This is a genomic window from Evansella halocellulosilytica (genome assembly GCF_002335745.1).
Lineage (GTDB): Bacteria > Bacillota > Bacilli > Bacillales > Salisediminibacteriaceae > Bacillus_CA > Bacillus_CA halocellulosilytica.
In genome coordinates this window covers 4,479,695-4,493,392 of record NZ_NIST01000001.1, presented here as the reverse complement: position 1 = coordinate 4,493,392, position 13,698 = coordinate 4,479,695, and the positions used below count along the sequence as shown (strand labels likewise).

Here is a 13,698-nt window from a genome sequence, read left to right as displayed (position 1 = left end):
TGGTTGTCTTTTTACTATTTCACAGCAACTAAAGAGCAGTTCATTCGGGCTCTAAAATATGGCTCTCTGTCAAATGTTGTGGTGCAACATTTTCCATTCACTATTCGTTTGCACCTTGAGTAACGGTTTTTATAATCTTCATTGACGTACCCTTTATTTGGAGATGCAAGGAGTGTTAGCCTTGTTTAGTGGCGACTCAGTTCTTTCCTGGCTCGCTCTTTGAGCTGGACAACACTCTTGCAGATGCTTCATGTAAAGGGGGGTAGATTTCTATCCTACTTCTGATTAAATGCTACCACAGGATCTTAGTGCGTAACCGTTCAAATCCGGTGCTGTTTTTATCTTTTTAACCTTGTTTGGTGATTGATTATAGTCTTTTAAACCACCGGCTCTGCCTGTGTGAAAAATAAACCTTTAAGGGTTGTATTCGTGAGATCTCTTTAAAAGTAACGAAAAGTAGGAAGGTATACCGTGCTTCTTTCTCTTCTAGTATATTCGAGGTTGTGAATGTGTCGAAGCAGCTTGACTGCTTTTCTTACCACCAAGGGACTCGGAATCTTCTCTTGGCGGTCCTATTAGAGAAATCAGCGAAGAGTCGCTCGTTGCTCCTGCGGTTACTCGTCGCAGAAAACATTTGCTCCTGCGATTATTCGTCGCAGACTATGTGCTTCTTCCTCTGCAAGATTAATCGAAGAAGAGAATGCGTCGAAGCAGCTCGTAGAGAAATCAGCGAAGAGTCGCTCGTTGCTCCTGCGGTTACTCGTCGCAGAAAAACAGTGCTCCTGCGGTTACTCGTCGCAGAAAACATTTGCTCCAGCGGTTACTCGTCGCAAAAGCATTTGCTTGCTTTCACCTCAGGGAACAAGTGCGATCCGCTCTTACTTCACTCTGTTCGTATTCGCGGTGTCTTCTTTGCCACGGACGAACGGTTGAGCTACTTCGATCAAGCTCGACACTACGAATGCAAATGAAGTGCAGCATGAGTAGATGTCGCACTTGTGCTTTGGAGTGAAAGGGTCCGCCTGTTAGTGAGGAAATCAAAGATTTCATTCGATAACACTATTTTGTTTATGATCAAAGCAAAACATTGACCTAATAAGGGTGATCACAACATTCATTATAGAACCATAAACCCTTGAAAAACGTATAATTGCAACTAAGAATTCCCCCATTAAAACTTGCACGAAAGAATAAGAGTTTCTAGAAAGCATAATTTGCTTGCTGAAAACCCTTTTAACATAAGTCATGATTTGTTAATACGTTCCCTATATGTGCTGCTAAATTTTAGTAATTAATTGTGTAGAGAACATTAACAACAAAAATTCTAAAAATTTAAACAAATGTGTTTTATTTTGAATCCGTTTTCATTACAATAGTACTAGAGGGGAGAATGCCTATCGATGAAAAGAGAACTCAATATGTATGAGATACGAAATAACGATTTTACGACTAGTTGGGTTTACTTTTCATCGAGCAAATCTTTTACAAAGGAGAGATCATTTTTTTAAGGGAGGAGAAAGGTATGGAAACATTAACGGAAAAGCCATGGTTTCAACATTACCCAAAGGAAATTCCAAAAACAGTTGAGTACGAGGTAGCCACATTACAAAGCTACTTAAAAAAAGCTGCAGAATCGTATCCAAATAAAACTGCATTTGATTTCATGGGTAAAGAAATGACGTACAATGAGGTTTATGAATCAGCTTTAAAATTAGCAAACCAATTACGCTCGATAGGTGTGGAGCAAGGGGACCGCGTTGCCATTATGTTAGCAAATTCTCCACAAGCAGTCATCTCATATTATGGTGCTTTATTTGCAGGTGCGGTCGTTGTTCAAACAAATCCACTTTATGTTGAACGTGAAATTGAGCATCAGTTGAATGATTCAGGTGCTAAAGTGATGATTTGTTTAGATCTCGTTTACCCAAGGGTTGCAAATGTAAAAGAAAAAACATCATTGGAACACATTATCGTTACTGGAATAAAAGATTATTTACCTTTCCCGAAGAACTTGATCTATCCTTTTATACAAAAGAAAAATACAGGCATCAAAGTAGATCTAGATTATCATGATAAGCTTCATTCTTTTACTCACTTCATAAATAAAGGAGAAGCGAAAGAAATTAAACTCGAGATCGATCCGAAAACAGATATCGCTTTACTTCAATATACTGGGGGGACGACTGGACCAGCAAAAGGAGTTATGCTGACTCACTACAACTTAGTTGTCAATACTCAGCAATGTGAAGTGTGGATGTATGATTTAAAAGCTGGGGAAGAAGTAATCCTTGCTGCTTTACCGTTTTTCCATGTGTATGGGATGACGACTGTTATGAATTTAGGGATTCGGATGGGCTTTAAAATGATCATCATGCCGAAGTTTGAGCCAAAAGATATTTTAAAGGCGATTGAAAAGCATAAAGCAACACTCTACCCAGGTGCTCCAACAATGTATATCGGACTGTTAAACCATCCAGAAATAAAAAATCATGATTTGTCATCAATCAAAGCGTGTATTAGCGGATCTGCTCCACTTCCTGTTGAAGTTCAGAATCAGTTCGAAAAGGTGACAAATGGCCGTTTAGTAGAAGGTTATGGGTTAACAGAAACGTCTCCAGTCGCACTGTCGAATTTCATTTGGGATAATCGAAAGTCTGGAAGTATTGGAGTACCATGGCCAGATACAGACGTCGCTGTTTTATCTGCAGAAACGGGTGAAGAAGCAAAACCAAATGAAATTGGTGAAATCATGATTAAAGGACCACAAGTGATGAAAGGTTATTGGAACCGCCCTGAGGATTCAGCTGCTACCTTCAAAGATGACTGGTTTTTATCAGGAGACATGGGTTATATGGATGAAGACGGTTACTTTTATATCGTGGATCGTAAAAAAGATATGATTATCGCAGGGGGATTCAATATATACCCTCGTGAAATTGAGGAAGTTTTGTATGAACATGAAGATATACAAGAAGTTTGTGTAATCGGTGTACCAGACCCTTACCGTGGGGAGACGGTTAAGGCGTTTATCGTGCCAAAAGAAGGTCGTACAGTTGATGAAAATGCCCTTGATGAATACAGCCGAAAACATTTAGCAGCATACAAGGTACCTAAGCTTTATGAATTTCGAGAAGAACTTCCGAAAACGATGGTAGGAAAAATATTAAGGCGTGTTCTTGTTGAAGAGGAAAAAAAGAAGATAAAGGAATCAGCAGTAAAAGATGATTAAACGATAGCTATAAAGCTGGTACTCTCGTATAAAATAAAATGCGCGAGTACCATTTTTTATTGTGCTAAGAACCAACGATAAGCCAAGTATTGTTTAGGATACATTAAACCTCTTGTTATTTAAATATAAAATGAAGCATTTCACATATTGGGTGAATTTTTCACAAAAAAACACCTTCAAACCTTTTCTCCATAAGGATTAACCATTTTTTATAAAAAGAATAATGAAGTAAAATACTTTTTTTCTTGTTCTCTTACTATTACCTAATTATTCTATGAAAATAAAAAATTAAAAAAATTGTCACAAAAGCATTTCATTTTGAAGGCGTTTTCATTACAATAATTGATAGAGGGGTTTGAATGTCTCAACGGAAAGGGGAGACCAAAGGAGGACGTTTCATGAAAGCGCAACTGAAGAGACAATGGTTAACTCATTATCCAGAAGAGATTCCGAAACATATTGATTACGATGAAAAGACGCTCCAAGAATACTTAAGAGAAGGGGCAAACGAAGAACCGAATAAAGGTTTGCTTCATTTCATGGGGAAAGAAATGAGCTTCAAAGAAGTATATGAATCTTCGCTTCGATTTGCAAACAGCCTTCGAGAGCTTGGAATTGATAAAGGAGATCGTGTTGCAATTATGCTTGCAAACACTCCTCAATCTGTCATTAGCTATTATGGCGCACTTATGGCAGGGGCTATCGTTGTTCAGACGAACCCGCTATACGTTGAGAGAGAATTAGAGCATCAAATGGTCGATTCCGGAGCAAAAGTGATCATCTGTCTTGACCTTGTTTATCCTCGTGTCATGAATGTTCTAAGTAAAACAAAGCTGAATCATGTTATTGTTACACACATTAAAGATTATTTGCCTTTTCCGAAAAACGTTATTTATCCATTTATTCAAAAGAAGAACTCGGGCTTAAAGGTGGATGTGAATTACAATGAAAGCGTACACTCATTTGTTGAATTATTGAAGGCAGGGGATGCAAAAGAAATTCAGCTTGATATAAATCCGAAAGAAGATTTAGCACTTCTTCAGTATACAGGCGGTACGACAGGCGTAGCTAAAGGGGTCATGCTGACGCATCATAATCTTGTTGCGAATACGACACAATGTATCAAGTGGATGCACAAAATTGATCACGGAAACGAAGTCATTTTATGTGCACTTCCGTTTTTCCACGTATATGGGATGACGGTAGGCATGAACTTTTCGATTATGGATCGTTCCAAAATGGTCATTTTACCTCGTTTTGATACGAAACAAACACTAAAGGCAATCGAAAAACAAAAAGTGACGATTTTTCCAGGAGCACCGACAATGTACATCGGTTTAATTAATGATCCGAATGTCCAACGTTACGACCTTTCTTCAATTGATGTATGTATTAGTGGTTCAGCACCACTTCCAGTTGAAGTTCAGCAGCGCTTTGAAAATTTAACAGGCGGAAAACTGTCTGAAGGATTCGGTTTAACTGAAGCTTCACCAGTTACTCATTTTAATTTAATGTGGGGAAAACGCCCAACAGGCAGTATAGGTTTGCCATGGCCAGATACAGATGTCGCCATTTTATCTGCTGAAACGGGCGAACAAGCAGAAGTGGGGGAAATCGGTGAATTGATCATTCGCGGTCCTCAAGTAATGAAAGGTTATTGGAATCGCCCAGAAGAAACGGAAGCAACGTTTTTTCAAAAAGAATGGTTATTGACTGGTGATATGGGTTATATGGATGAAGAAGGCTTCTTTTACATTGTTGATCGTAAAAAAGATATGATTATTGCAGGGGGATTCAACATATACCCTCGTGAAATTGAAGAGGTTCTTTATGAGCATGAAGCGGTTCAAGAAGCGGTTGCAATCGGAGTACCTGACCCGTATCGTGGTGAAACAGTCAAAGCATTTGTCGTCTTAAAAGAAGGAGAAAAACTAACTGAAAATGAGCTGAACGAATATTGCCGTAAACATTTATCGGCATATAAAGTTCCGCGATTATATGAGCTTCGTGATCAATTGCCTAAAACAATGGTCGGGAAAGTGCTGCGACGCGCTTTAGTCGAGGAAGAAAAAGAAAAGCAGCAACAAAAAACGAGCTGAACATTCTAGCCGCGAGCTAGAATGTTTTTTACCAAAGAATCTTTTCGCATAGAATTTTGTTTTATTGAAAATTCGAAGAAGTGAAAGCGTCCACCAGTAACCGATTCAAACAATCATCTCATATGATCCAAAAGCAATAATCTTTAATAAAACAGCATTACTAAAAGAGTAGAACGGATCGTTTAACATAATATGAGTACTAGGTGAACAGTCGGAGATGCACTATGAGGGGATGGATGAGTTTTGAAGAAAATCTATTGAAAGGATATTTGGAAATCGCACAGCCCCCCACTCATATATACTGTTTCATAAACAACACAGCATACTAGACTCGTGTTTTATAAAGATGGGACTTCAAAGGTGATTGCATGATCTTTTTTGAATCTTCATTTGACAGAGCTATACTCTTCGACTAAAATAAGAGATATGAATGAACAATCATTCATTTTATTGAAGAAGATTGAGGAAGTGATTGTATGGCTAAAAAACGAGGTCAAAAGTATGAACAAATTATTGATGCAGCAGTTAAAGTAATCGCAGAAAACGGCTACCACCACTCGCAAGTGTCAAAAATTGCAAAAGAAGCTGGTGTCGCTGACGGGACAATTTATTTATATTTTAAAAATAAAGAAGATATTCTCATTTCATTGTTTGAAGAAAAAATGGGGAACTTCGTAGAAAAAAGCAGAGAACGTCTCGATGAAGAAACTTCAATTGAACGTAAAATGGCGATTCTTATCGAAATGCATTTAACTCAGCTAGAGGCCAATTATGAATTAGCCATCGTCACACAACTAGAATTAAGGCAATCAAATATAGCTTTACGAAATCGAATAAATGAAGTGTTAAAAGGCTACCTCGGTTTAATCGATTCAGTCTTAGTGGAAGGAATCGAAGCTGGACTATTCCCACAAGACCTAGATCGAAGAATAGCTAGACAAATTATTTTTGGGGCAATCGATGAAGTCGTTACAAATTGGGTTATGAAAGATCACCGTTACAGTCTTTCCGCCCTTGCAGAACCATTAAATAATACGTTACTAAATGGGCTGAAAAAATAATGGGGAACGACCTATGTTGCATAGGAAAATGATAGATAACGATGATGAGAGGAGTGAGTCATTTGACCGATTATACGTATGTACAATTACGTAAGGAAGAACAGGTTGCATTTGTCACATTAAATCATCCACCAGCTAATACATTGTCTCAGGCAATGTTCGATGACCTCAACCTCGCGTTAAGCGATATTGAAGGAGACGAAAACGTTAAGGCCGTAGTTATCCATGGGGAAGGACGATTCTTCGCAGCTGGAGCTGACATTAAAGAATTTACAATGGTTAATGGCAGTGATACATTCAGCGAAATGGCTAGTAAAGGTCAAAAAGTGTTCAAAAGAATAGAAGGGTTTTCAAAACCAGTTATCGCTTCTATTCATGGAGCTGCACTTGGTGGCGGACTTGAGCTTGCAATGGCTTGCCATATCCGACTTGTAGCTGAAGACGCAAAATTAGGGTTACCAGAATTGCAATTAGGCCTAATTCCAGGCTTTGCCGGAACACAACGCTTGCCGAAGCTCGTTGGTCGTGCAAAAGCGACTGAAATGTTGCTGACATCTGATCCGATTACAGGTGAGGAAGCAGTTAAATGGGGATTAGCTAACGATGCTTATCCACAGGAAACACTTTTAGATGAGGCAACGAAATTAGCGAAAAAAGTGTCACAAAAAGGTGCAATATCTGTTAAATATGCAATGGAATTGTTACAAGCATATGAAGACAAAACGTTTGATGAAGCATCTGAACTTGAGGCACAGAGGTTTGGCGATGTTTCTGCAACAATTGATGCAAAAGAAGGAATCCAAGCGTTTATTGAAAAACGAAAGCCAAATTTTAAAGGGAAATAAACGGTTATTTTTTTAGTATAAAAAATCGGAATATTTTTAAGAGAGATAACAATCGAGCACATTTGAAAGTTTAGAACGATCACTTTATTTATGGGAGGGACTTACATGAATATCTATGTCATTATGAAAAGAACATTTGACACTGAAGAAAAAATTCAAATTGAAAATGGCCAAATCGTTGAAGATGGTGCTGAATTCATCATTAACCCTTATGATGAGTATGCCATTGAAGAAGCAATTCAGCTTCGTGATGAGCATGGAGGTGAAGTAACGATTGTAACTGTCGGTGATGAAGAGGCAGAAAAGCAACTTCGCACAGGATTGGCAATGGGCGCAGATAAAGCTGTATTAATTGACGATGAAGATGTTGAAGCAGCTGATCAATATTCAACTCAAGCCATTTTAGCCGCATATTTTGCTGATAAAGAAGTCGACATTATTTTAGGTGGAAATGTTGCTGTTGATAATGCATCCGGTCAAATTGGACCACGTCTTGCAGAAAAATTAGGTATCAACCACGTTACATCAATTGTTAACATTGATGTTGCTGATGGAAAAGCAACAATTGAAAAGGACGTAGAAGGAGATCAAGAAATACTAGAGGTCAGCCTTCCTGTTCTCGTAACAGCACAGCAAGGGTTAAACGAGCCTCGTTATCCTTCATTACCAGGAATTATGAAAGCGAAGAAAAAGCCTTTAGAAACACTTGATATTGATGATTTAGACCTTGATGAAGAAGATGTAGAAGCGAAGACAACGACTGTTGAGCGCTTCCTACCACCTGAAAAACAAGCTGGTAAAGTTCTTGAAGGAGAGCTGGATGATCAAGTACAAGAATTAGTTACTTTACTAAAAAATGAGGCGAAAGTGATATAACAGGAGGGGTTGAACCATATGGCTAAGAAAATGTTAGTAATTGGGGAAATTCGAGATGGAGAATTTCGTAATGTCACCTTTGAATCGATTGCAGCAGCAAAAGAAATTTCTGCTGGCGGAGAAGTGGTCGGCACTTTATTAGGTGGAAATGTAAGCGGTTTAGCAAATACGATGTTTCATTATGGAGCAGATCGTGTTTTAACTGTTGAAAGTGATAAATTAGAACATTATACACCAGAAGGATTTTCACAAGCACTTCAAGCTGTTATTGAACAAGAAAATCCAGATGGGATCATTCTTGGGCATACAGCTATCGGTCGTGATGTAGCACCAAAACTAGCGGCAAGGTTAAACTCTGGGCTCGTATCTGATGCGGTTTCTTTAGAAGTAGCAGGTGATGAAGTCATCTTCACACGTCCGATTTATTCAGGGAAAGCCTTTGAAAAGAAAGTCATTAAAGATGGAATGATCTTTGCAACGATCCGTCCAAACAACGTTGCCGCATTGGAGAAAGATGAATCCCTTAGTGGGGAAGTCCAAAGTGTGAATGTTGATATTACTGATTTACAAACAATTATTAAAGATGTCGTGAAAAATACAACATCTGGCGTGGATTTGTCAGAAGCATCTGTCATTGTGGCAGGTGGACGTGGAATGAAAGGGTCGGAAAACTTTAAAATTCTAGATGAGCTAGCAGAGGTTTTAGGTGCAGCAGTTGGTGCATCAAGAGGTGCTTGTGATGCTGAATATTGTGACTATGCGTTGCAAATTGGGCAAACGGGTAAAGTTGTTACTCCTGATCTTTATATTGCAGTCGGGATCAGCGGTGCAATCCAGCACGTTGCCGGTATGTCAAACTCAAAAGTCATTGTAGCCATTAATAAAGATCCTGAAGCAGAAATCTTTAATATTGCTGATTACGGAATTGTCGGTGACTTGTTTGATGTCATTCCAAAATTAACAGAGGAATTCAAAAAAGTTTTAGTATAAAGCTTGTTAAGAGGGCCTGTTATGGTCCTCTTTCCGCTTTCTCAGTCACTCGAAAACGATAAGGGAAACCGAAGTCGGAATAGCTTTATTAAAAGTTGGTGATGACTAAAGGAGATCATCATTCGCAGCCATTCTAAACTTTCGAAAGAACAATAGATGCTTTCTTGAAAGAGCTTTTATAATAAAATCTTATTCTAAACAGGCAACATTTTTGCGTGAACGAGGTATGTTAGTTATTATAGGGTTAGTAAGGTTCATGTTCATCTTTTATCATTTGAGCTGATCCTGCACTGCAAAGTAACAAATAATGATAAACTAGAAATATGATGTGTGAATCACAAGGAGGAATTTTATAATGGCAATTGTAAATGCAACAGATCAAAACTTCGCAACTGAAACAGGTCAAGGCCTTGTCCTTGCAGACTTTTGGGCACCATGGTGTGGACCTTGTAAAATGATCGCACCAGTTCTTGAAGAGCTGGATGGCGAAATGGGTGACAAAGTAAAAATCGTAAAATTAGATGTTGACGAAAATCAAGAAACAGCTAGTAAATTTGGTGTGATGAGTATCCCAACACTACTTGTTTTAAAAAATGGAGAAGTTGTAGAACAAGTTGTTGGTTTTCAGCCGAAAGAAGCACTTGCTGAATTACTTAACAAACACGCTTAATGAACGCTATGACTAGGGCAGTATGAATAATTGTTACATTAAAGAAGGCTGACTCCGTATATGAGTTAGCCTTTTTTATACGATAGGTGCGTGTTCAAAAAGAGGACAAGTAGGTCAAGGCACAAAGTTATAGTCGCGGAGCGTAAGGATGTTAATATGTGAGTAATGGGGAAATTAGTTAACACTGATACGAAAGTTATTTTTCCCGGACTTATATAAACCTTTGGACAATCGAATAACTGCTTAGGCTGTCGCCATTAAGCCTCTTCGACAAGCCAAGTTTTGTTTACAGAGGATCGACATATGCTATAGTTTAAAAATGAATATAGATGTAATATATATGAAAAGAGTGATGCGAATTGAAAGCAAAAAAACTCTTTTAACAAAGCCAATCAATAAAGGAGCGACATCACATGTCGGATCTTAAGGAGAAAATTTCTTTAGTACCTGCTCAGCCAGGCTGCTATTTAATGAAAAATAAACACGATACGATCATTTATGTTGGGAAAGCGAAGCGCCTTCGCAATCGTGTCCGCTCATATTTTTCAGGATCACATGATAAAAAAACACAACGGCTCGTCAGTGAAATTCGTGACTTCGAATATATCGTGACATCTTCAGATATTGAAGCTCTCTTACTCGAACAAAACTTAATAAAGAAACACGAACCGAGATACAATGTCATGCTAAAGGATGACAAAAGTTATCCGTATTTAAAAATTACGAAAGAAGAGCACCCTCGCCTTATTACGACGAGAAAGGTAAAAAAAGACGGGGGGAAATATTTCGGTCCTTATCCAAACGCAGGAGCAGCAAATGAAACGAAAAAGCTACTCGATCGGCTTTATCCATTGCGGAAGTGCCGAACCCTTCCAGATCGTGTCTGTTTATATTATCACATCGGTCAGTGCCTTGCCCCTTGTGAATTTGATGTGAGCCAAGAACAAAATCGAGAGCTCGTCCAAGAAATTACACGCTTTCTCAGCGGAGGACATAAGGAAATTAAACAAGAGCTGACAAACAAAATGTTGCAAGCGTCAGAAGAGCTCAATTTTGAACGAGCAAAAGAATTAAGAGATCAAGTTCAGCATATTGAAGCAGTGATGGAAAAGCAAAAAATGTCAGTAAAGGACCGGGTGGATCGAGACGTCTTTGGGATTTCCTATGATAAAGGGTGGATGTGTGTTCAAGTATTTTTCGTTCGCCAAGGAAAGCTGATCGAACGTGACGTTACACTGTTTCCGATGTATCAAGAGCCTGAAGAAGACTTTTATACATTTATCGGCCAGTTTTATTTAGATGAGCAGCATAAAAAGCCAAAAGAAATATTTGTTCCTAAAGAAATCGACGAAAAGATGGTTTCCGAGTTTTTAAATGTGAAAACAATCAAGCCTATTCGAGGTCAAAAGAAGGAACTCGTCGAATTAGCGAATAAAAATGCCCGTATTGCTCTAAAAGAGAAGTTCGACCTCATAGAACGAGATGAGCAAAAAACAGTCATAGCTGTCGAAGAACTAGGGAAAGCGATGAAGATAGACACACCACATCGAATTGAAGCCTTCGATAATTCGAACATTCAAGGTGTAGATCCTGTATCTGCGATGGTATCGTTTATTGACGGAAAACCAGATAAGAAAAATTACCGGAAGTATAAAGTAAAAAGCGTTGAAGGTCCTGATGATTATGAATCAATGCGAGAAGTTGTTCGCCGCCGTTACACTCGCCTGTTGAAAGAAGAGCTCGCTCTCCCAGATTTAGTCGTTATTGACGGAGGCAAAGGACAAATTTCTGCAGCACAAAGTGTATTAGAAGATGAATTAGGTCTAGCAATCCCAGTGTGCGGACTCGTTAAAGATGAGAAACACCGGACATCACAGCTTATGATTGGAGACCCGCCAGAAGTCGTCATCTTAAAAAAAACGAGCCAAGCATTTTACTTGCTTCAGCGCATCCAAGACGAAGTACATCGCTTTGCGATCACATTTCATCGCAATGTCCGCAAAAAAACAATGTTCACTTCTATTCTTGATGACATTGATGGTATCGGGGAAAAAAGAAAACGGGGCCTCCTGAAACAATTCGGATCACTCAAACGGTTGAAAGAGGCATCGTTGGAAGAAATACGCTCCACCGGCATCCCGAAACCGGCTGCCGAAGCGCTCTTAAAAAAGATTCAAGAAGAGGAAAATGAATCATAACTGTGTAGAATGCTCTTATAGAGACGAGAGCAAGAATATTGCCAAAACTTCCAGAAAAATGATCATTGCCATCAAAGGTTATATCTGCTAAACTACTAAACAAGTTTGAAAAATGAATTCCATACTTCAGCTCATGGAGTGATGGTAGAGGTGCGAAGATAATTAGTACACTATGTGAGAATGTTGAGATTCGAAGACGATAGTGGAAAGGGATTTTCGCCGAAAAAGGATGCTGCTCAACCGTACCCTTTTGGACCTGTATTGAATAAATACAGGGCTGTCATACAGATGTGATCTGTATGGAGGACTATCTCACGGAGCGGCTTTTCTATGTTGATGAAAGAATAAAAGTCGTATTCGGCGGTAGGGACCTTCCTACTGCCGTTTTTATTTGTCTTCTATGTGCTTTAGAATTAAAGCAAAAAGGCAAATGTGCGGATGGTCTTTTCTCAAAGACTATGTTTTAGAGAAAAGAGGAGGAACTGACATTGGCAACAATTGTACAAAAGTTTGGTGGAACATCGGTAGGAGATGTAACAAAAATTAAGCGTGCAGCAGAAAAAGTGAAGCGTGAGTATGATGCTGGAAATCGCGTCGTAACAGTTGTATCAGCGATGGGGAAATCGACAGACACACTCGTCCAACTCGCAAATGATATAAGCGATTCTCCTGATAAACGTGAAATGGATATGCTGCTAAGCACAGGAGAGCAAGTGACGATTTCATTAATGGTGATGGCCCTTAAAGAAATGGGTATTGATGCGGTTTCATTAACAGGCTGGCAAGCAGGAATCAAAACAGAGCCTGTACATCAAAATGCAAGAATAACGAATATTGATACGGAGCGTCTTGAATCATACTTAGGTGATGGAAAAGTAGTCATCGTTGCAGGCTTTCAAGGGATGTCAGAAAACGGTGATATAACAACACTCGGTCGTGGAGGTTCTGATACAACAGCAGTTGCGATCGCTGCAGCTTTAAATGCAGAGTCTTGCTCAATTTTTACAGATGTAACCGGTGTTTATACTTGTGACCCTAGAGTTGCAAAAAAGGCACGTCAGCTTCAAAGTATTTCATATGATGAAATGTTGGAATTAGCTAACCTTGGAGCAGGTGTTTTGCATCCGAGGGCAGTAGAATTTGCAAAAAACTTTCAGCTACCGTTAATCGTTCGTTCAAGTACAGTAGATAAAGAAGGAACAATTGTTGAGGAGGAAGCATCAATGGAGCAAAATTTAGTTGTAAGAGGGCTGGCATTTGAAGGTGCCGTTACGAAAATCACGATTGAACGATTACCGAATCGTTTTCACACAATGTCTGACGTTTTCTCATCTTTAGCGGAATCAGGAATTGATGTGGACATCATTATTCAGCAAATGACAGGTGAAAATGAAATGAACGTCTCATTTTCATTAAATACTGAAAAGCTATCAGAAGCATTGCAAGTACTGGAAAATAATCGTGAACGTCTTGAATACAAGGCAATTCGTCATGAAGATTCGTTAGCAAAAGTATCGATTGTCGGTTCAGGCATGATTTCTAACCCTGGCGTAGCAGCTAATATGTTCCAAGTCCTTTCAGACAATGAGATTGAAATTAAAATGGTTAGTACTTCAGAAATTAAAGTATCCGTTGTCGTACCGGAAGAGAATATGGTAAATGCAATTGAGGTACTTCATACAGCGTTTGAACTTGATACACGTGAAGCATCAAAAGTGACAATTTCATAA

The 13,698-nt window shown here is 38.9% G+C and carries 10 protein-coding genes and 1 riboswitch; all 10 genes read left to right on the top strand.

The genetic code is table 11. From position 1 onward, the window contains the following. The first annotated feature begins 509 nt into the window (after positions 1–509). The 10 genes from CD001_RS26105 (at position 510) to CD001_RS21320 (ending at position 13,698) form a co-directional block, all read left to right on the top strand. Entirely contained in the window at positions 510–971 is a 462-nt protein-coding gene (locus CD001_RS26105; RefSeq protein ID WP_142303624.1) for a hypothetical protein, read from the top strand. Between the two features lie 551 nt (positions 972–1,522). Then, a complete protein-coding gene (locus CD001_RS21360) occupies positions 1,523–3,229 on the top strand; it encodes a long-chain-fatty-acid--CoA ligase (protein WP_096189647.1) in 1,707 nt (568 codons plus the stop codon). A gap of 398 nt (positions 3,230–3,627) precedes the next feature. Beyond that, the gene (locus CD001_RS21355; protein WP_096189646.1) at positions 3,628–5,328 is read left to right on the top strand and encodes an AMP-binding protein; all 1,701 of its coding nucleotides are present in this window, start codon (positions 3,628–3,630) and stop codon (positions 5,326–5,328) included. 476 nt (positions 5,329–5,804) lie between these two features. Beyond that, entirely contained in the window at positions 5,805–6,389 is a 585-nt protein-coding gene (locus tag CD001_RS21350; RefSeq protein WP_096189645.1) for a TetR/AcrR family transcriptional regulator, read from the top strand. Between the two features lie 62 nt (positions 6,390–6,451). Then, positions 6,452–7,234, top strand: coding sequence for an enoyl-CoA hydratase (locus CD001_RS21345; protein WP_257009891.1), 783 nt, complete (start codon positions 6,452–6,454; stop codon positions 7,232–7,234). A 105-nt stretch (positions 7,235–7,339) separates the two neighbouring features. After that, a complete protein-coding gene (locus CD001_RS21340; protein ID WP_096189644.1) occupies positions 7,340–8,110 on the top strand; it encodes an electron transfer flavoprotein subunit beta/FixA family protein in 771 nt (256 codons plus the stop codon). An 18-nt stretch (positions 8,111–8,128) separates the two neighbouring features. After that, on the top strand, positions 8,129–9,100 hold the full coding sequence (locus tag CD001_RS21335; protein WP_096189643.1) for an electron transfer flavoprotein subunit alpha/FixB family protein: 972 nt from the start codon (positions 8,129–8,131) through the stop codon (positions 9,098–9,100). Positions 9,101–9,455: 355 nt separating this feature from the next. Beyond that, the gene (gene trxA / locus CD001_RS21330) at positions 9,456–9,770 is read left to right on the top strand and encodes a thioredoxin (RefSeq protein WP_096189642.1); all 315 of its coding nucleotides are present in this window, start codon (positions 9,456–9,458) and stop codon (positions 9,768–9,770) included. 413 nt (positions 9,771–10,183) lie between these two features. Beyond that, positions 10,184–11,968: an excinuclease ABC subunit UvrC gene (uvrC, locus tag CD001_RS21325; protein WP_096189641.1), complete on the top strand. Its 1,785-nt coding sequence runs from the start codon at positions 10,184–10,186 to the stop codon at positions 11,966–11,968. Positions 11,969–12,105: 137 nt separating this feature from the next. After that, positions 12,106–12,286: riboswitch (Lysine riboswitch) on the top strand. A gap of 170 nt (positions 12,287–12,456) precedes the next feature. Next, positions 12,457–13,698 carry an aspartate kinase gene (locus CD001_RS21320; protein WP_096189640.1) on the top strand — a complete coding sequence of 414 codons (1,242 nt, stop codon included), beginning with the start codon at positions 12,457–12,459 and terminating at the stop codon, positions 13,696–13,698.